This is a genomic window from Facklamia sp. P12932, assembly GCF_050409545.1.
Lineage (GTDB): Bacteria > Bacillota > Bacilli > Lactobacillales > Aerococcaceae > Facklamia.
On sequence record NZ_JBNUPG010000023.1, the window covers coordinates 1 to 19269 of the forward strand.

Annotated in this window: 18 protein-coding genes and 3 pseudogenes; 2 read left to right on the top strand and 19 right to left on the bottom strand. The window is 31.3% G+C overall.

What is annotated here, in order from left to right; translation table 11 throughout:
* From ACQV2P_RS07635 to ACQV2P_RS07660, 6 genes and pseudogenes are all read right to left on the bottom strand, one after another.
* Positions 1–94, bottom strand: a pseudogene (locus ACQV2P_RS07635) (helix-turn-helix domain-containing protein); the annotation flags it as partial.
* Between the two features lie 296 nt (positions 95–390).
* Positions 391–1110 carry a hypothetical protein gene (locus ACQV2P_RS07640; protein ID WP_428894831.1) on the bottom strand — a complete coding sequence of 240 codons (720 nt, stop codon included), beginning with the start codon at positions 1108–1110 and terminating at the stop codon, positions 391–393.
* Between the two features lie 24 nt (positions 1111–1134).
* Positions 1135–1866: a DUF5058 family protein gene (locus ACQV2P_RS07645; RefSeq protein ID WP_428893159.1), complete on the bottom strand. Its 732-nt coding sequence runs from the start codon at positions 1864–1866 to the stop codon at positions 1135–1137.
* Positions 1867–1986: 120 nt separating this feature from the next.
* Positions 1987–3579 carry an MFS transporter gene (locus ACQV2P_RS07650; RefSeq protein ID WP_428894832.1) on the bottom strand — a complete coding sequence of 531 codons (1593 nt, stop codon included), beginning with the start codon at positions 3577–3579 and terminating at the stop codon, positions 1987–1989.
* A gap of 24 nt (positions 3580–3603) precedes the next feature.
* Positions 3604–4614, bottom strand: a complete 1011-nt coding sequence (locus tag ACQV2P_RS07655; RefSeq protein ID WP_428894833.1) for a linear amide C-N hydrolase — start codon at positions 4612–4614, stop codon at positions 3604–3606.
* Between the two features lie 151 nt (positions 4615–4765).
* Complete coding sequence (locus ACQV2P_RS07660; RefSeq protein WP_428893156.1) at positions 4766–5371, bottom strand: TetR/AcrR family transcriptional regulator; 606 nt, start codon at positions 5369–5371, stop codon at positions 4766–4768.
* Positions 5372–6038: 667 nt separating this feature from the next.
* On the opposite strand from ACQV2P_RS07660, the gene ACQV2P_RS07665 reads away from it, so the two are divergent.
* Complete coding sequence (locus ACQV2P_RS07665; protein WP_428894843.1) at positions 6039–6167, top strand: hypothetical protein; 129 nt, start codon at positions 6039–6041, stop codon at positions 6165–6167.
* 969 nt (positions 6168–7136) lie between these two features.
* Here ACQV2P_RS07665 and ACQV2P_RS07670 read toward each other — a convergent pair.
* The 7 genes and pseudogenes from ACQV2P_RS07670 to ACQV2P_RS07700 form a co-directional block, all read right to left on the bottom strand.
* Entirely contained in the window at positions 7137–7307 is a 171-nt protein-coding gene (locus ACQV2P_RS07670) for a hypothetical protein (protein ID WP_428894834.1), read from the bottom strand.
* A gap of 5 nt (positions 7308–7312) precedes the next feature.
* A pseudogene (locus ACQV2P_RS07675) lies at positions 7313–7876 on the bottom strand (IS30 family transposase); the annotation flags it as partial.
* Positions 7877–8232: 356 nt separating this feature from the next.
* Positions 8233–8643, bottom strand: a complete 411-nt coding sequence (locus ACQV2P_RS07680) for a radical SAM protein (RefSeq protein WP_428894835.1) — start codon at positions 8641–8643, stop codon at positions 8233–8235.
* Positions 8637–9872 (bottom strand): MFS transporter, encoded by a 1236-nt coding sequence (locus ACQV2P_RS07685; protein WP_428894836.1) that lies wholly within the window; start codon positions 9870–9872, stop codon positions 8637–8639. Before ACQV2P_RS07685 ends, ACQV2P_RS07680 begins: the two co-directional genes overlap by 7 nt.
* Before the next feature lie 113 nt (positions 9873–9985).
* Positions 9986–10492, bottom strand: coding sequence for an ArsR/SmtB family transcription factor (locus tag ACQV2P_RS07690; RefSeq protein WP_428894837.1), 507 nt, complete (start codon positions 10490–10492; stop codon positions 9986–9988).
* 141 nt (positions 10493–10633) lie between these two features.
* A pseudogene (locus ACQV2P_RS07695) lies at positions 10634–11462 on the bottom strand (VirD4-like conjugal transfer protein, CD1115 family); the annotation flags it as partial.
* Positions 11463–11913: 451 nt separating this feature from the next.
* Complete coding sequence (locus ACQV2P_RS07700; protein WP_428894838.1) at positions 11914–12669, bottom strand: HNH endonuclease; 756 nt, start codon at positions 12667–12669, stop codon at positions 11914–11916.
* A gap of 1342 nt (positions 12670–14011) precedes the next feature.
* On the opposite strand from ACQV2P_RS07700, the gene ACQV2P_RS07705 reads away from it, so the two are divergent.
* A complete protein-coding gene (locus tag ACQV2P_RS07705; protein WP_428894839.1) occupies positions 14012–14617 on the top strand; it encodes a hypothetical protein in 606 nt (201 codons plus the stop codon).
* A gap of 223 nt (positions 14618–14840) precedes the next feature.
* Here the strand turns inward: ACQV2P_RS07705 and ACQV2P_RS07710 are convergent, their stop codons facing one another.
* The 6 genes from ACQV2P_RS07710 to ACQV2P_RS07735 form a co-directional block, all read right to left on the bottom strand.
* Positions 14841–16001 (bottom strand): ABC transporter permease, encoded by a 1161-nt coding sequence (locus tag ACQV2P_RS07710; protein ID WP_428894840.1) that lies wholly within the window; start codon positions 15999–16001, stop codon positions 14841–14843.
* 18 nt (positions 16002–16019) lie between these two features.
* A complete protein-coding gene (locus ACQV2P_RS07715; RefSeq protein WP_428894841.1) occupies positions 16020–16904 on the bottom strand; it encodes an ABC transporter ATP-binding protein in 885 nt (294 codons plus the stop codon).
* A 165-nt stretch (positions 16905–17069) separates the two neighbouring features.
* Complete coding sequence (locus tag ACQV2P_RS07720) at positions 17070–17405, bottom strand: hypothetical protein (protein ID WP_428894842.1); 336 nt, start codon at positions 17403–17405, stop codon at positions 17070–17072.
* Between the two features lie 226 nt (positions 17406–17631).
* The gene (locus tag ACQV2P_RS07725) at positions 17632–17751 is read right to left on the bottom strand and encodes a hypothetical protein (RefSeq protein WP_428873546.1); all 120 of its coding nucleotides are present in this window, start codon (positions 17749–17751) and stop codon (positions 17632–17634) included.
* A 118-nt stretch (positions 17752–17869) separates the two neighbouring features.
* Entirely contained in the window at positions 17870–18103 is a 234-nt protein-coding gene (locus tag ACQV2P_RS07730; RefSeq protein WP_428873545.1) for a hypothetical protein, read from the bottom strand.
* A 199-nt stretch (positions 18104–18302) separates the two neighbouring features.
* On the bottom strand, positions 18303–18920 hold the full coding sequence (locus tag ACQV2P_RS07735) for a plasmid pRiA4b ORF-3 family protein (protein ID WP_428884974.1): 618 nt from the start codon (positions 18918–18920) through the stop codon (positions 18303–18305).
* Between the last annotated feature and the right edge of the window lie 349 nt (positions 18921–19269).

Below are 19269 nucleotides of genomic sequence, written 5' to 3' on the forward strand. Positions count from 1 at the left end.
ATTGTTTGCGTTTCTGAGTAACTGTCCCGCGTTTCACTTTTGTATGAATGGTCTGAGGTGAACGCCCAAGTAATCGGGCGATTGCTCGGTTTGAGCCATGTGGAGTCTGCTATTCTATGTCTGTGTTGTTACTACATAGATTAGCAGACTCACTGGCTCTTTTTCTAATTTATATGGCTAAGTTCATTTTACAATTCACCTTATATTTCAAATTTATATTTTGACATGAAAAACCCCTAAATCTATATTCAAATTTAGGGGTACACCTTATTCCTCGCCTATTTTATACCTTTTGCAACAGCCCTTAACAATCTACCAACTTACTATTAATATATGAATTTAGATACAGCTTACTAAATATTACATTCTCATTTTTCAAACTCTTGGATACTACTTTTCCTCAAATAGTCCTCTTTTATAAAGAAAATAGTTAACCGGTAAAATAAATAAAAGCATCAGTGGTAAAATAATACTCTGTTGTCTTAAAACAACACTTGAACTCAGCAATATACTTAAAATAAGCATGAAAGTAGCTGGAGCTATGGCTAATTTTGGTGTCCTCATTATCATAGGTACAGAAAATGCTCCTATCATTGCAAAGACCATATTATCATATCCCGGTTGCAATATCGGATTACTTAAGAATGATGAAAAGAAGCCTAGAAAAATCATAGCTAATGTCATTAGTACCAATCCTGTTAAAGACATTACACCTGTTACAATACTTGATATTATCTCATGTTCTTTACTATTTGGCTCTGCATTTAATTTATCCAAATTAGCCACAATCGGACCAAAACATACATTAATTCTTCCCGTAATGAATCCTATATAAGTTCCTGACGCACCAAGAATAGGAGCATATGAGAAAGGTTCGACTCCTCCAAGGACAATAAAAGCTGTTAAACTGGCCAAAGCTAAAGCTAAATCATCAAAATTAATGGATATTCCTGTAATCCATGCTGAGAATAAAGGAACTGATATTAAACCAGCCAGACTGATAAAAGTGGATATTCTTCCCACCTTGTGAATCCATCTCATATAATCAGAATTTGCAAAATATCCCTCATTCGTATCTGCCTTTTTGGCTTGACTTTTTTCTTCTGTCATAAACTCACTCCTAATATAATGTATTTAGACTAGAATAGTATTTCCTAAAACTATTGCAAACACAACTCCAGCTAATATACTTATTGGGTATGAAAAATCTTTCAGCACTCTTACTTTCTCATTCCTACCAATTAATTCTAAAATATAAACTAAAATAGCCGAAAAAATAGTAGTAGCCATTGCCAATCTATTTTCGAAATATAATACTCTAGGAACTAATAAAACAGTCATCATTGTCATCATTAATGATATTCCAATATATTGTTTAAAGCTTTTTTTCTTCTGTGCCGCAATTTGTAATTTACTATAATACGGCTTAAAAAATAATATATTGACAATTGGTCCCGAAGATATGCCTATAGACATTGCCAACATTATAGTTATCAAGTTTTTCAAGGATATATCCGAACTGTTTATACCTGAAATATTAAGGGCTTTAGAGGCAATATCAGCTGCTAAATATTCATAGCTCGCACTGCCTATGACTGATAATCTTAGCCAAGAGAAAAACCTTCCCAAAATAGGAGTCAACATAATTAAAAATATTATTGATGATAGTGTTGGTAGTATTGCCGAAAGAATAGAATTAATTACCATTTGTTTTAAATCATTCTTGCTTATCCCTACATTTTTAGCTTCTTTCCATGCTCTCCTTATAAAAACACATATATGACCCACAACAAGTAACATAGAGAATAAACATAGAAAAAAAAGCACTCTTCCATTAGAAAAATTTAAAAAAATATTGTTTCTCATATTTTAAACCTTCCTTTCAGACAATATCACTCTCTGAAACATTATAAAAGAACTCCTGCTACATATGGATAAATTGCTAGAGCGACCCAAAATAATTGAACCAGAGAGATGCACATCAATCTACTCTTTAATACCTCTTGTTCCTAATAAGAAAATTAATGAAATTATTCCAATCGCACCTAATGCTACTTTCGTAGACTTCACTCGTACAACATCATTAATTTCTTCCATCTTAACTTTATCTTCTCCCATTATATTATTAGCTTCTAAGAACTCATTATATTGCTGATCATTAACATACTGATGTTGCTCTTGTTCTGCAATTACTTGAACCGTCTCCGCAGATAGTTCTGATACTTTTTTATCAACAATGTTGTTGGTCATCATAGTTACTGAGAATAATAAAATAGTCCCTATTAATGCAGCACCAAAGGCCTGACCCACATTTCTAGAAGTTGCCTGTATCCCTCCTGATTGCTTTGCATCCCTTTCATTTACAGCATTCGCAACAACAACATTACATCTTGAACTTACTAACCCTTCGCCAGCTCCCATTATTAAAATTCCAATAGAAAACAATGAAATGTTTGTAGAACCGTCTCCTATCGCCAATAACAGCGGAACAATTGACAATGCCACTACTAAATAACCCAATCTTAATATGGTTTTAGATTTAATGTTCTGTGCGAATTTAGGAATAAAAAATGAAAATAAAAATAACGTAACACCAAAAGCCATTGTTAATAAACTAGTTTTGGTTGCATCAAATCCTTCCATAATCTGAACATAAGGTATAACTACGACATTGTAGGCACCCATAATTAAGAAAATAAATGCCGAACCATATAATCCATTTCTCACTTGTCTATTCTTAATAAACGACTGTGGTAATAATGCAAAACCATTTTTCTCTTCAATTTTTTTCTCCACAAATACTAATGCAATAAGAATTACAATTCCTAAAACCACTAAAGGCAATGCAGGAGATATTCCAAATATAGTGAAAGGTGGATCTGCTGGTGTAATTAAGCCCCATTTTGAAATTTTTGATAGACCAATTAAAAAAGTAAATAAACCTACTGCTGCCATTACTATCCCTTGAACATCAAGCTTTAGTTTAGTTTGTACCCGATCTGTATTCGGAATAAAATATGATCCCAAAAGAATAATAAAGAAATAAGCAGCCATTATGCCAAAAGTAAGCTTATAACCTACCTGATCCATAATAATACCTAACAACAAAGGAGCAATTGTAGCAATCCCAGAAGCAGCTCCAATAGAACCAAATGCTATAGCTCTATGCTTAGAAGATTTATAAATTTCAGGAATTAAACCTAAAACAGCTGGAATCATCAAACTGCCACCAAAACCAACCAACACTCTTCCTACCCAAATGAAAATGGTAATATTATTCGTTAATGCCAATGTTAATTCACCTATTGTCGCTAAAATAGCACCAACTCTAAATACATTCTTAAAACCAAAGGAGATACCTAACATTCCACTAGTAATCATAAATGAACCTGCTATCATAGGATACATCATATTTGCTAATTGTATTTCATTCATAGTGACACTAAATGTCTCAATAATTGATTTTGTTGCAATACTTAGAACCGCATTGTCTCCAGTTGTACCGATTTGTGTAATCATCAAAATAATCAATGGAAGCCAGTTAAATTTACTTTGTTGAGTTTCACTTTTTTTGTTCATAGCTATCTGCCTTTCATCAATCCATTAAAAAATGGTTTCTTTTGATTCTTTTTTTAAATCTAAATATTGTTGTTTTTCAACAAGTGGATAATGAACTACTTCATCTTTATCCAAATCAAAGTCTGCTAACTTCAACGTTTGAATCGTTCTATTGTCGTAAGTGTGTACAAATAGCTCTGCTTTTTCAATATCGTAGGCACTCGTATATTGAGTGTATTGCAGATCTGTTTCACCAGATACATACATTATCCCTTTTGGTGCATCAAAACTATTTAAAATATGAAAAATAAGTTCAACAGCCTTATCATTATTGACTTCAGATGAAAGGGCTTTCAAATAAAAAGCTCTGATGAATCTAGACTGAGGTGTGAAATCTCCTGGAAGTCCACGTAAACCAGATCCTAATCCTGGAGAAAAAACTTCAAATCCATTGTAGTCAAATCCCTCATCTTTAACCTGCTTGATGCCAGCATAATTTTGAAGATTTGTAAGATGCCAATCAAAAGTAGGAGCATTCGTAAAAATTCCTACCGGATTATCAATAATAACAAATTCTCCCTTTTTAGAAGGTTCTACAACTATAGAATCCCCTGTATTATCTTGAAAAACAAAATGTTGCGGAATACCTGCTATTCTATCAGCAAATGCAATAGCAACATCTTTGTTCGCATTTTTTCTAACCTCATCTACGGATGAATACATGCTCAATGCATAAGTTACAAATTCAGCTCCCGCTAAAGCCAAACGGCCCGTTTCTTCAACTTCATTTGCCTCACTATAATGGAAATAATTGGCAAAGTAGAATGTTCCTCCACAAAGTCCTTTTTCATTAACACCGTCTGCAATTATATAAGGAATTTGCTTCACTCCGACACCTAAAACTGCATACTTTGTTACAAATGAAGATAGCGCATCCTTAACTTCGTAGTTTCTAGGAACGACACAACCTGAATAATCTAGATCCATATTAAATTCTTGCGTTCTTCCCCAATACACATTGTTTTCTTTTGATGTAATCTTAACACCTGTACACATATTTTTTCCCCTTTCTAACACTCAATAATTATTATTTACTTTAGGAAAGCAATTCACTTTTCTATTATAGTATTCAATCTAATTCGGATAAGCGCTTATTTAAACAAATTACAGTTTATAGTGATTTAATAAGTATGAATTGACCCAATCTTTACACACTATAATTAGCAATAATGATATCCACCATTCGAATACAAGCAGCAATAAAATCAAAATTACCTCCATTTATTGCCCAGTTAAAACCTATGCCTTTCAAAACATGAAAAATATCTTGCGCAATTTCTCCTTGATTTCCATATAATAATTCATGCTCAATCGCATTATCGATACATTGAATAATAGCCTTATTGAACTTTCTACTATCATCATTCAAATATTCATAATTCGTTAAGAGTTCATTGACTAAAAATTTATTCGTAAAAATAGGTCCCATTTCAACAAAGCCTGAAATATTAGTCGCAATAATTCTTTTTATAGAATCTATTGGATTACTGGAATCAACATCATAGCTCCTCTTATCATGATTCATATAATAAACAAAAGTCTCATTATATAAGGCTTCCTTACTCAAAAAATAATGATAAAACAAACCAACACTAACACCAGCATCATTGCAAATATCTCTAATTTTTACCTTATGATAAGGTCTTTTAGAAAATAACTCAAAAGCACTATTAAACAGTTTTTGCTTTGATAACTCTGCCTGAATATCCCGATTCGACTTCGACTCTTCTAAATTTACTTCATCATATTTCATCAGACACTCTCCCTATAATTTTAAAACTACAATCCATTATCTTTTTTACTAAACCCCACCCATTAAATACAGTTCAATGAACTATGTTCAGTTTATCTTACAATCTTTTTTTTGTCAAGTTAATAATTCGTGTTTCTTTGAAAATTAAATTTATAACCAATGTGTTAAATTATTTCGTTAATATATTCATATTTTATTAGATATAACCATAATAAATAGGGCAAGTTTTATCCGTTCAATATTTAACAATATTAGGTGGAGAAAACATATCAAAATACTATGAGTAAAATTTAAAGAAGCAATTGATTAACTTATATAACCAAAATAATGATACTTATAGAAAACTATGTGAAGATCATAGATTATCTCCATCAACTATAAGACAATGGTGGTAAGGTATTATAAAGATCAATCCTTCAATACTAAGGAACAAATGACAGAGTTTGCAAAAATATTCGTTGAGCTAAGGAAAAGAAATCAGCAACTTGAAATAAAAATAATATTTTAAAGCTAGCCACACTAAAATAGGAAAAATAGACTTGATTTTAACCAATAAAATGAAATATAGAATTTATACTATGGGAAAATGTTTAAGGGGATTAAGAAAACTATTTTACTATCATTAAAAAGTCTAAGTCTCCCTATGAGGATTCTTAAATAGAATAAAATATTTCATAGAAGTAAGAATAACTACTGCACGAGAAGAATTAAAGTAGAGCTTAAAAATCTAGAGTATCAAATTTCTAAAAGAAGGATATTTAGGATAATGTATGAAAACAGCTTAGTATCTGACTAATACAGAATTTGTTTTGACTTTGAGTCATCTGTCCTATGTTAAGATAGTTAACAAATATAAATTTAAGAGTATATTAACTGTATTATATAACAGGAAAGTTATGTGTTGTTTTGCTGGTCTAACAAAGGTTCTGCGCTTATAGAAAAGGCACTTTTAGGATCTAAATATTCATAAAGTGATATGATATGCTTTTATTCTGATAGAGAAAAAGAATATCCTATTCTAAAACAGATACTATTTTATCCGATTTTAAAATAGAACATCTTATGGCTAAGAGAGGGAACCCTTATGATAAGGTTGTGAGCGAAGCTGTAAATTAAATTTTAAAGTAAGATTTGCATGTCAAAACAAATTTGAAAACTTAGTTGATCTAAAATTGTAATTGGCAAAATATATTTACTGTTTTGGCCTTCTAAGATTCCATAGATCTTTAGTTTATTTTTTACTTGAATTTCCAAGTCCACTGCAACTCAACAGAATGGAAAACCAAATAAGCATTTTCTATCCTAAATATTTGCGAGCTCTTAAACTAATTTCTTTCATCTTTGCTTCAACATCGTCATCTGATTAATCTATATCCTTTTTTGTGGAAGGATTCTCTTAGTAATCTTTTTATTATCTTGCTTATAGCTCTGTAGCAGGGATGATGTGATAAAAGGAAAGAAGACTCTGCTAAGTTTAATTCTTTAGTCATTTCACAATCTTTTGAAAAATCTTTTCCCCTGATCGACCTTATGCTTTCTAGTGGATTGTTTTTTTAATTATTCTGTCCTTACTTTTTCATTTTTAGAACTTTTCATTGTCACTTTTAACAAAGTAAGTAATGTCAAATCTTTTTTTGACAAATTTATTTCGAACTAGAATGTACTTTTAAAGATCTTCTAATCAGATAATTTAGGACAAACTTTTTCTCTACATTCTATTTGTAATGACGAATTGTCAACTCAAATAAAACACCTATAGTAAGAATCAAAAAAGTTCTTCTTTAGGTGTTTTATATTTTATACATTTCCTTGGTCTATTTTTCATTAGCTCTAAGTTATAGTGTAAACCATCTTTACTTACTTTTGACAAAACCATTTCTTTAGGATAAAACTCTCTTAAAAGCTCATTGCTGTTTTCATTTGTACCTTTTGCCATGCACACTAAGGATCATAGAAATATGTCTTACAGCCTAATTCCTCTTCTGTTTTCTCAAATTCTGAATATTCTTCGCCTCTGTCAAATGTTATTGTTTTTACAAGCTCTTTGGGGAAATCTTTTAGAGCATTAATGATTGCCGGTGTGACATTTTCCGACTTTCTATTTTCTATTAATATCGCTATGTAATATCTGGATCTTCTTTCTGTCAGTGTTACAAAACAATATTTGCTTTTTCTTTTATGATCTAATCTACCTGACTCTACTGTCTCCGTTTCCCAATGACCTAATTCTTGTCTTTTATATATTTCCTTAGATCTTTTGTTAATAACTCTTCCTTTATCATTAAATTTTCCTCTTTTTTCTGCCGGTCTTTTAAATTTCCCTTTCATCCTTAACTTTTTCATGCACGTTTTTAGCAGTTTTTTGGAATATGTCATTCTATATATTGTTGTTGAGGGGGTTTCTACAATTAATTCTGTCATCCTATTTGATATTTGCTCAGGAGACCAATGTTCATTTATCTTAATAGCTACATAATCAAGTACATCTTTTGGAAATTTACTTTTTCTATGACTCTCTTGTCATCTATCAAGATATTTTCCATTTGCCTTTATTGGAAAATATTTTGTTTATTTTGGTGGAATTTTATTCCATCAAAATTTTCTTTAGAAATATTAAAACGTTGATTAGCAGAAAAATCAATATCACTATTATGCATATTTTGAAGGTTTTGCAATATTCTTTGATAAGAACCTTTGCCGTTTCTTAATACTCTTTGAAAATCATGACTTTTTTCGTTACCATCAATTGTGATTTGAAAACTACTTACACTATAATCTAATACTAATTGCTTAAATATACGATCACCAAGAATATATCCATTTGTTGTTATACTTGCTGAATAAGTAATCTCTTCCTGTAATCACATAGACTTGCATTTTTTAGAAAGATTTTTAATTATTTTCAATCCTAGAAGAGGCTCACCACCAAACCAAGATACATGAAAACTCTGTATTTCATTATTATTAAAAAGTTCTTTAGTAAACTTTAAAATAGAATTTTCAGTCTCTTCAATCATCTTTATATTTTTAAATTTTTCAAAACAATATCTGCATCTAAAATTGCAATCACCATGCGTCGAAATTGTAAATTCTAACACTTTATTTTCGGTTTCTTTAACTCTATTTATTGTTTTTAGTATCTCCTTTTCTCCTATGTCTTCAACACTAACGTTTAAAGACATTTCTTTTATAGTTTTATCATTGTATATGGATTTTAGAAATTCCATATCCTCATCCGTTGGTTCTCTAAAATTTATTGTATCTCTCAACATTTAGTTCTCATCTCATTATGAAAATCATTTAGATGTCCCAAATTTCTAATATTCTTATTACACAACCAATAAAGTCCAACCAATATAATTAATCCAGCTGATGATATAATTATAGTTTGTACAGTATAGTATCTGCTTAATAAACCCGATGTTAAGGCTCCTAGAGGTGCAAGTGCTACAGAAACTCCTATCATAGAAGAAAGAGCTACCCCTAGTTCATTTTTTGGAACGATCATTTGAACAATCGTTTGAGAATAAATATTTAAAATTCCTATCAATGACCATCCCCCTAAAAATGTTAGAAAAGCCATTGTTTTTCCCTTTAGTGTAGACAAATCAAACATTGGCATTAACATCCATAGTAAGCCTGTAGTGAGTATAAAAATAATGTAAATTTTTCCTAAGCTTATCTTTTTTATAAAATCTTGGTTTGCAAGTATTGAGCCAATCATAACGCCAATCCCTGAAGCACTTAATAATATTCCATAGAAAGATTCATCTAGCGTAAACTCTGGCAAAGTCGCAAATATTGCAGTTCCAGCAAAGTTAATTAATATAATCCCCACTAAAATAGCCTTTAAATGCTGATTTTTCCAAATTTTCAGCCCATTTTTTAATTCTCGAAAATGTCCTTTTAGCGTAAACTTAGACTGATCATTAATTGCTCCTAATGTTTTAGATAAAAAAACAAATAGGATGGCATTAATAAAAAATGTAGCACTGTCAATATAGTAGGTTGCCATAAATCCGAAAACCGAAATAACAAAACCACTTAAAGCATTGAAAATTGCGTCACTTCCTTGGTAGGCAATCGAGAATAATGAATTTGCCTTGACCAAATTTTCCTGATTTACTATTTTAGGTAATATTGATAGTTGTCCTGGATAAACCAGTTGGTTTATCAAACTAACAAGAGTCATTATACCAAGCAAATAATAGACATTAAGGATATTATTTTTAAGTAAATAAACTATTATTAATAATAAAAACCCTTGTATAGTTTGGGTTATTACTAAAAACTTCTTCATATTTATCTTATCTAAAAGGGGTGACAGAATAACTTGTACAATAGCCGTTGATGAAGTTAGAAAAAGGGCTAGACCAGTATAATAACTAGATCCTGTCATTGAATAAACTAAAGACATTGTAGCTATAGTATATATACTATCCCCAAAATTTGTAATAAATCTTCCAATCAATAATAATAAAAAATCTTTATTTTTAAACATTATAATTCCTTCCTCTGTTGTAATTATATTTATCGAACGTATTTATTATTACGTTAAAATCATTTTTACAGTTTGCTTATTTTTTTACGGCCCGCTATCGAGCCGTAGTAAAATCATATCTTCAGTAAACTTAAGACTATTGTGTTTGTATTCTCTTGTTTTTCTGTGGAATACTTTTCTATTAATCCTTGATATTCTTTCAAAAAATCATCAAGTTTGTCTTTGTCAATTACAAATTCAATTGTGTCATCACTAAACAATTTTTGAAAAATATTTGGTGAAGGTACAAAAGCCCTTGCTGTAGGGTAGTAATATTTTTGCACTATTCCATTTACTAAATCAGTATCAACAACTTCAATAATACCTATTTTTTCTAATAAATTCAAATGATAATGAACCCTAGTTCTAGGTACTTTGAGGGTTTTTGCTAATTGTTGAGAATTTTTTTTCCCTGTTCCAAGAGCAGTTATTATATTTACTCTTAATGGATCGCTTAAAGCTTTTAATTGTTCTAAATCCGTGATGTAATGTATATCCTTAATAATTACCACCCCTTTATCAATTAATACAATTAAAACTTTTATTAAATATAATATAGCACAACAATTTTGAACGGTCAAGTTTATTTTGGTGTTTTTTTATTTTTTATTGTTTTTTGTTCTTTATTCTTCAAATAGTCCAGTATATTTATATTATATTTTTTTGTTGTTTTCTCTTTTTACGTGTTTTTGATACTTCACTTGATCTTTATTGCTTTTAAACTATATTCGTACAACTTTAGTCTCTTCCTTTAGCTTTAGCTTATCCTTCCTTTCCATATACTTCTCAACATCAAAAGCATTCTTCTGATCAAAATCCTCAAGTTGTCTATAATTCACATGTTTTGTAATGTCATACTTTTCAGATAGGAACGGTCTAACGCCTCTTAATTGTAGGATGCACTTGCTACCATCCATTACAGTTATCTCATCTTGGCTCATTAAGTCTTTGCCTGTCTTTTGATAGTTCAGTCCAAAACTCTTTTGTGTTGACCTGTTTTCTGAAGTGTTATAAAGATCGATGGTTTCTTTGACTAAACTTTCTGATAGTTCTTTTAGCGTGGTTTTCTCTTTACCACCTAAGAAAATCATCGAATCACAGTTGCCAATAATGGTATCGGCGTGATCCTTATAAATTGCTTTTAGTTGAGATTGAGCTTGTAGGATAATACTTGCTGAAATCTCCCTTGAACGAATGGTGTCAATCAGCTTTTCAAATTTTGGAATCAAACCGATATTGGCAAACTCGTCTAATAAGAATCTGACATGACCAGGAAGTCGTCCGCCATAAAAATCATCTGACTTATCACATAGTAGGTTAAATAGCTGAGAATACATCATGAATACGACAAAGTTAAAGGTGTCATCTGTATCAGAAATTATTACAAAAAGTGCTGTCTTCTTATCCCCTATCGTATCTAAAGCTAGGTCATCTTCTTTCATCAAGTCTCTTAACTCCTTGATATCAAAAGGAGCTAGTCTTGCTCCACAAGAAATTAGAATGAACTTAGCTTTTTCCAGCTGCAAGCTTATATTTCTTATGCTGCTTAATGTACAGCCCCCTATATCCAGACACGGAATTAGGGGGGCAATACAATCAAAAGCACTTTTTTATGTTTTCATATTAAATCATCTTAAAATGCAATAAAGCTTCCCTAATCGCTTCTTCTTTTTAAGATGGACAATTAGGATCAATAGGATTTTCTTTCTTCGAAACGTTATAATTTTTAGCGACTTCAAGTCCGTATTTCTTTTTTTACTTGCGATATATAAAGATTAGAAACCTTCATATCGTGTTTATTTAAAACATAGTTCTTGATTACTTCATAAGTAGCCTTATTCTCAGATGCTGTTACATCTAATTCACCCATATCTAGTTTCGCTTTTATATGTTTGTTGACATCTAGTTTGGATAAAAGAGTCTCCATCTCAACATGTGTCGGGGTTAAAGTATTGATGCATAATGATATGAGAACTATGATCTTTGACTGTAAAATTTTGTCTTATTTAATATTTTCAATAAAAATATTTCTCAATTCTTTAACTGTTAATTCTTGTCCATTTATTTTTTGATGTACCATGACATGACAATTAGCACACAGAGGAACCAAATCATCTTTAAAGTTTACTTTGTACTCGTTCCCAATAGAATGAATTGGAACAACATGATGAACTTGAATATAATCTTTACCTATTTCACCATATTTCTCATAAAAATCGAAACCACATACAGAACATTTACATCCATGGTACTCAATTGCTAATTTTCTGGCCATACTATTTCTTTCAAATTTATTTACGTATATTTTTGATGCTTTCCCCTCAAAATATTCTCTTTCAGTTAATTCGTAATCAAAAATGTTTTTCCCGACATGATATTTTTCCAGAAAATTTAATAAACTTCCAGTTATTCTACGTGGACCCTGAGGATTTCCTTTTAAACCATTAGCTTTGAGTATGTCCAGTGTAACTGGTTTATCATAAGTTCTAACTAATTCTAATTCCATATATCTTCCATAATTTTCATAATTTGTTCCATCTAACACAAATTCTTCATCATTAATTGTTGCACTGGGTAAGTTAACTTTTATTGCTATACATTTAAACACTATTCCTGATATTGGTTTTGAAACATAAATATAAACTATATCATCTTTTAAAATATTTTTGCTTTGTTTCCAGCTCACTCTACTCAGTTTATTAAATGCTCCAAATAGATCATGTTTATTTATATTACAGGGTATAAGCCAATCTCCCACATTACTCCTCCTATTAAGCATGAAAAATTAAAATAAAAACCTACTAAGTATACTAATTCCGACTAAATTGTCAGCTAACAAGCTGAGCGAAAATGATCCATACTTCCACATCAAAATTTGAATACAAATAATCTCTATTTTTAAACTAATAGTTGATAAGTTTTTTACTTGTCCTGACCCAAATATTATATCTCGTAAGGATTTATGGTGTAACCCCAATTCTCGCAATGTACTCCCTCTTGCAGATTCGGTTTGAAAAATACTGTATCTTTTTCTTTTTCATCTCATTTCTTTGGATTCCAGATACCTCATAAGCAGATATTACTTCGTTGTTTCCTCCGGCACCAACACTAATTATATATGATTTTTTTGAATTTTGATCGCTTACTCTCCAATTACCACACGTTCTAGATTTTAGATTTCAATCATCCTTTGTGCAGAAATCAGGATTTCTGCTACCATTTATATCCAATTTAAATGTATCTTTAATTTTAATTGCTAATATGAGCATATCTGATAGAATATTTTTAATCAATATTGGAATAAAAACAGAATTAAGGTTAGCTCATTTATAAGAAGTTCTCTGACTTATTGTTCTTTTAAAGTATTTGACATGTTTTTCTCCTTGTTATCGATATTTGAACGTACTCATGATTTACTTATTAATGCGATTGTCTCGAATTTAAGATATATTATATTTGTTTTTTCTAAACTATTTGCCTAAGAAAAATAGAAGTTACTTTCTTTTACTAGCTTATCAAACGATCTTATCACGGATTTTTCTTAGTATATATAAATAATATTCTTTACTTTTATCTTTAGTTAGATTAACCTGAACTCCATTCAAACCCCATAATGTAATTCCCTTTCATTATATTTAATTAAGACTTTTTGTTTAAAAGATTCAAGCAATGAGTGAATTTTTAATCAATCCTATTTTTTAATCATTACATTCGCTTAACAGTGCATAATTGATATCTACTAGTTAAATAAATCTTTTCATTTCAAGCTGTTTTCCGAATATTAAAGATAAATAATAATAGCCTTTCTATTTAGATCAATCCTTAGATAATCTATTTTAATCCCTAAAATTCTTTGATAATACAACTGATTTAGGTGTAAAAGAGGAGAGTTTTTAAATTTCTATCGTCATATTCGTGGATACATTAAATTGTCTTTTCTACATCATTCAATGATAAAATGAAGTAGAAAAGGTGTAAATGACGTCGAATGAACAATGAATTTGACACAACCGAAGATCATTCAATAGTAGAACTTTTATAAACAAAAAGTAAGTTAAAACCATCACTTGATACAATAGAATTTAATTAAGGAGATTATAATGATATATTCAACAATCGTTCTAGGTTGGTTAGGCATTTTACTGTTTTTACTCATTCTTCTTTCGTTTAAAAAGATGGCAAAGAATAATGAGTATGCTTTATTGCATTTAATGCAAGCCATCATGTATACCATGTGGCTCCCCTTACCCTTTGCCTTCTATCAATTGCTCGATTCAGATATTTTATTGGTAGGAAGTGTGTTTGGTTCAGTTTATTTAATTCTATTAGTTGTTGGAGTGGCTCTACAAACTGGTCATTTAGCATTTATATCAAAATACAATGAAGATAAAAAAATAAGCGATAGTCAAACAAACTATATGATGGCGACATTATCCCATCCCTATGAAGGTTTAGTAAATGTATTTAAATGTATCTGGGCTTTATTCTTGGGTATATTCTTTTTTCAGAATGGAGAAACAGTAATGGCAGGTTGGATGTTCTTATTTGGATTGTTCATCATTTATTATCTGATAATCATTCTAGAGGCCAGTTTAATAATAAGATTAAGCTTCTTTGAAAAAGTAAAACCAAATACAATTTTTGTAAATATTGAACCCTTCTTATTCTTTTTGACTTTGATGATTTATATCACATTTAATTTTTAAGCCTTATTTATAATTGTAAATATTTTTCGAATGATCGTGATTTCTAAAGGATAAATGACAATTAAAGAAGGCTCTATGTCAAATAGGGTTGATGGAAGAAAAACTCTTCCTTCAATCCTATTTATTATAGAACCTGAATAGCACAAAAGAGAAGACGACATTCGTCTCCTCTCGTGCTTAATTATAAGCCAACCCAATACAACTGACAAAGAACCAGTTACAATCAAACGCTATTCAAAGATTTTTTTAGATTGCCTAATTTCACACCCCGCATATTCCAACTGACTGAAATTAAAGTGATCAGTAGGATAAGTAAAGTGATAAGTCGTATCACTTGAGGTGTAAACATCACACTCAAACCTGAAAAATAGGGTATTCGCCGCAGATAAAAATTATAAATGAGTCTATCTAAACCGTAAGCTAACCCTAGACAGGTAAGAAAGACGATAAGATTTTCACATAAAATCAGCCAAGCAAGTTGACCTCTGCTATACCCTAAGCTATACAAAACAGCAAGTTCCCGATTTCTTTTTCTAAAATAACCTTTGTTCAAAAAAGTTATTACCAAGCCTAAAGTGAGTGAGATAATACATGCAATGCTCAGCATTTTTCTACTCTCATACTGATAAATCTTAGCATACTCACCTGTTTTCCAACTTAACTGACTGGTCAGTCGATATTTCGGAAAGAGTTGTTCTAAATTTTGAGAAATCGTCTCAACATCTTTCGGCGATTGCGCTTTAACAAGCAGGGTCGTGTAGCCCAACCCAACAGCTGTTTTATAGCTATCAAGCGTTTCAAATATATTTGAGAGATAGACTGCATTTTCATTTGATGAACCAATATAGGCGCTTTTATCCTCTTCATACATTTGCGCAAAATCTGTCTCTTCATCCAAAATACCTTGGCCATCCCAGCCCAAATAAATAGCGTAAGATGGTTGAAGCGTATCTTGATAGTTACTCCGATAAATACCCGACACTTGGTAACTTCTCTCAACCAAATTCGTAGCTTCTCCATATTTAAATGTAGATAAATTGATCGAACGCCCTATAAATTGGTCAAAATCATCACTTCCAAAGTAAATCTGCGCAAAAATATCAGGTAAAATGACTTCTAAACTTTGATCTTGAGGAAATTCTCCTGTAAGTAAAGTAATATTTTGGGTATTGTAATCTTTAGCAAAAGCTTTCGGACTACTCAAACCTAAAAATTTAAAGGTCAGCTTAGTATCTTGACTTAAAAAGCCAATATCCTTTTTTAAAATGTCTGGCAACTCTTCCACTTCATAAGTCAAATCAATTTCATAGCCATCTTTATCCGACAGTGCCATTTGACGACCTAAGGTTAAAGCGACAGCTTCAACACCTTTAATTTGGCGCACATGTTCATAATCTGCCTGCTAAAAATATATCCGCTGACCATCTAAACTCGAAGAAATATTTTTCTCACGATTTTTGACCGTTACATCATTTTTTAGTTCTTGCGTATCAATCATGATGAGCGTGTCAGAGACACCTGAAAACATGCGATTATAAGTGCCAACTACTATACTGTAATAAAAAGAAAAACCTAAAATAAACAAAGAAAAAATAAGCATTATCGGAACAGCAAGCAATAACAATTCAAACTTATTAGCTCGCATGGATGATAAAATATAACGCCCCAACTTTTTCTTTTTTATCTCAGTAGGCTGGCGGAAAGGGGTCATTTCCGTCTCAGTTTTTTCCACCTCACGACGCTTCTTTAATGTTTTTTCTTCAATCTCTAAGACAATATCCGAGTAGTCAATAATCAAGTGATCATGACTGATAATCACAACCGTAACCCCTGCATCTTTTATCGCAGTTAGATATTCAAGCAACTTTTCTGTCGTCTCAGCATCCAAACCACTGGTTGGTTCATCTAACAGCAATATTTTAGGTTTAAACAGCATCGCTCGCGCAATCGCAACACGTTGCTTTTGCCCACCACTTAATTCTGCTACGCGCTGGTCAGCGAATTCTAGAATATCTAATTTTATTAACACATCTTTTATAGCCCCATCATCAAAATCGCCTGCATTTTTTAAATTATCAAGAACGCTCGAACCCTCCGTGAGTTTATAATCTTGAAAAACCAGCTGTAAATCCCTATTTCTTATGGTTTGCCAGTCTTTTTGCTTTAATTCTCGGACATTTCGTTCAAATAAATAATAGTCGCCCTCATAATCAAAATCTAAGCCAAAAATAATATTTAAAAGCGTTGTCTTGCCTGAACCACTCGCACCAATGACCGTATAAATCAATCCGGATTATTCTATGGTAAAGTCTAATTGATGAAAAATTTCTCTCTTACCATATTTTTTATTGATATTACTAAGTTTTATCATAGCATCCCCCTTAAAGACCACTATAACTATAAAACAGACTAAGTTTTCTATTTAGACAAGCTAATAAATCATATTAATATTTTAGCTATTAAACCAAGGGTCATGGACTGGACTAGAATTGATAACTTCTCCATATCTATCCAATGCCGGTTGTCCCCAACATACGTGAACATCACTCTTATTTTTTCCTATGCGAACCGTCTTGGTACCAATAATATCACCATTTGCCCCCATTACTCTTAGAGTAAAGGTCGTTACACTTGAACGGTTTACAGAACCTGTTTCAGAAACACCATTTGCATCCCACTTAATAACCGATTTCCAATGACCAGAGGCTGCAAATACTGGAACTGCTGTTCCAATAATGCAAGAAAAAACAGCGACACTCATAAGGGCAGTTATAATTCTTTTCTTCATAATCATTTTCTCCTAAAAAATGATGAGATAGTTAAGAAAACTTAGTCCGTCCTCATCTATATCGTAGTATTTTTCCCTCAGTCAAGCGTTTACATTTTTTAAACTATCGCCGAACAAAACCAAATTACAAAATTTATTATCAATTCAATGAATTTTCTTTGTTTTTTTGGACATTATAGTCTGGGGAATTTATTAATCTAGTAAGATTCTCTAAATCTCGTACTTGCTACTCATACTCATTAATAAATTTATTTAATCGTTTCTGAGTAACTTCAATATTTTTCTGCACCTGCTTCAGCTTAACACTTGCTATCAAATTCATCTTCGCATAATCATATCTTGCCAATCGTCTGCTCTCAGGGTATGAGTTATTGAGATTGAATAGGACTCAGTAACCTTGCTGAGATGAGCGACCTTATCCTGCAAATCCATGATGATCAAATCTAGTTGAGCGATACCCTTGATTAACTCGTCTTTAACTTCCTGATAAGACTGGTTAAAGTTAAATCTCCTTGTAATTCCACCATTATTCTTCTTAGAGCGGTACCAGCTTGAGAGGATTTAATACCCGCATTAGCCATCAAGCCAATCGCCAAAGCCGTATCATCTATGGTATCGGTTACAATATCTGAAGTCAGTGCTAAATCTTCGCCAGATGCAGTAGCTAAGTTCATGATCCCGTCAATACCACTAATCATGTCTTTAGTTTCCCATTAAAGCACTCTCTAAATAATAGTTAGGCTGTTTTCCTTTCTAATGTTTTTGTTATTAAGATTTTCATAGTCATTACATTCACTCATAACGATTTCAAAAAGGGTAACTATATATTTCTTTGACCCTATCGAAAAGAAAACGATAATCATCCCTTTCACTTCATAAAACTTTATCTATAACTTACTAAACTAAGTCTAAAAAATCATAGACATGATCTGGCAATAAGATTGCACCCTCTCTTTTATTATATAGATCTTGCAATTCTTGATTTACATTCTCTTTGTTAAAGTCTTGTCCAATACTTGGATTCCATTCGCATAACCTTTTAAATTCTTTGCTATCGGGTGTTTTTGATAACTCACGAAGATTCTCTAGTCCTCCAACACCACCACAATCTTCGGGAATATTCTCACCTTTAGAAGCAACCACCTGAGGAAAAATGCCCCCATTAGCTACATCTTCTTTCATCAAAGTAATCTTAAATTCCCAATTATCTCCAAAATCATAGGTATAATTGATTGAACTATATTCATATAAATATGGGAGAACAAGTGTTTTTTCAGCGTCTTTTTTTATAAGGTTAGCTATTGCATCACTAAAATCATAATCACGGTTAATCTCTAAATCAATCTCTAATTGAGTACCATATTTTTGGAAACTAAATAAATGTCTATCTTCTAAACCAAAAGCACATTGAATAAAGCAATGTAACTCAAAAAAGGTCGTCCTATCTGGCACAATCATATTTCTCCAAATAGCAGGATTCTTAATCCCTACCAACTGTACTTTTAACTGAATCATCATCATCTCTCCCTTTCTTTTACTAAGTCTTTTTAAACTGTAGTTAAAATCCTGCAATTACATAGTTACTTATTTCATAGTGCATTATTATAAGATTAACTACTTTTACTAAAGAAAACGTTCTAGTGAGTCTGCTAATCTATGAAGTATCGACACAAATTTAAAAAGAAAGACTCATTTTTATGGATGTAACAAAGCGGTTCTTATAATCCAGATGTTTAATCTGCTTTCAAACCAATTATACTACAAATTCAGTCCTTTGAATATGCTCGACCTATTAAAACGGCTTTAAACATCTAGAGTTGTCAAACATATGTTACACAAGGTGCTTCTAAAATGGCATGCTTAT

What these genes read in the sequence shown, in the direction of transcription:
- ACQV2P_RS07645 (WP_428893159.1), bottom strand. Translation starts at nt 1,866, where the DNA reads ATGAGAAACAATATTTTTTTAAATTTTTCTAATGGAAGAGTGCTTTTT.
- ACQV2P_RS07660 (WP_428893156.1), bottom strand. Translation starts at nt 5,371, where the DNA reads ATGAAATATGATGAAGTAAATTTAGAAGAGTCGAAGTCGAATCGGGAT.
- ACQV2P_RS07730 (WP_428873545.1), bottom strand. Translation starts at nt 18,103, where the DNA reads ATGATTAGTGGTATTGACGGGATCATGAACTTAGCTACTGCATCTGGC.
- ACQV2P_RS07650 (WP_428894832.1), bottom strand. Translation starts at nt 3,579, where the DNA reads ATGAACAAAAAAAGTGAAACTCAACAAAGTAAATTTAACTGGCTTCCA.
- ACQV2P_RS07640 (WP_428894831.1), bottom strand. Translation starts at nt 1,110, where the DNA reads ATGACAGAAGAAAAAAGTCAAGCCAAAAAGGCAGATACGAATGAGGGA.
- ACQV2P_RS07680 (WP_428894835.1), bottom strand. Translation starts at nt 8,643, where the DNA reads ATGTTGAGAGATACAATAAATTTTAGAGAACCAACGGATGAGGATATG.
- ACQV2P_RS07655 (WP_428894833.1), bottom strand. Translation starts at nt 4,614, where the DNA reads ATGTGTACAGGTGTTAAGATTACATCAAAAGAAAACAATGTGTATTGG.
- ACQV2P_RS07735 (WP_428884974.1), bottom strand. Translation starts at nt 18,920, where the DNA reads ATGATTCAGTTAAAAGTACAGTTGGTAGGGATTAAGAATCCTGCTATT.
- ACQV2P_RS07705 (WP_428894839.1), top strand. Translation starts at nt 14,012, where the DNA reads ATGATATATTCAACAATCGTTCTAGGTTGGTTAGGCATTTTACTGTTT.
- ACQV2P_RS07720 (WP_428894842.1), bottom strand. Translation starts at nt 17,405, where the DNA reads ATGAAGAAAAGAATTATAACTGCCCTTATGAGTGTCGCTGTTTTTTCT.
- ACQV2P_RS07685 (WP_428894836.1), bottom strand. Translation starts at nt 9,872, where the DNA reads ATGTTTAAAAATAAAGATTTTTTATTATTATTGATTGGAAGATTTATT.
- ACQV2P_RS07670 (WP_428894834.1), bottom strand. Translation starts at nt 7,307, where the DNA reads ATGGCAAAAGGTACAAATGAAAACAGCAATGAGCTTTTAAGAGAGTTT.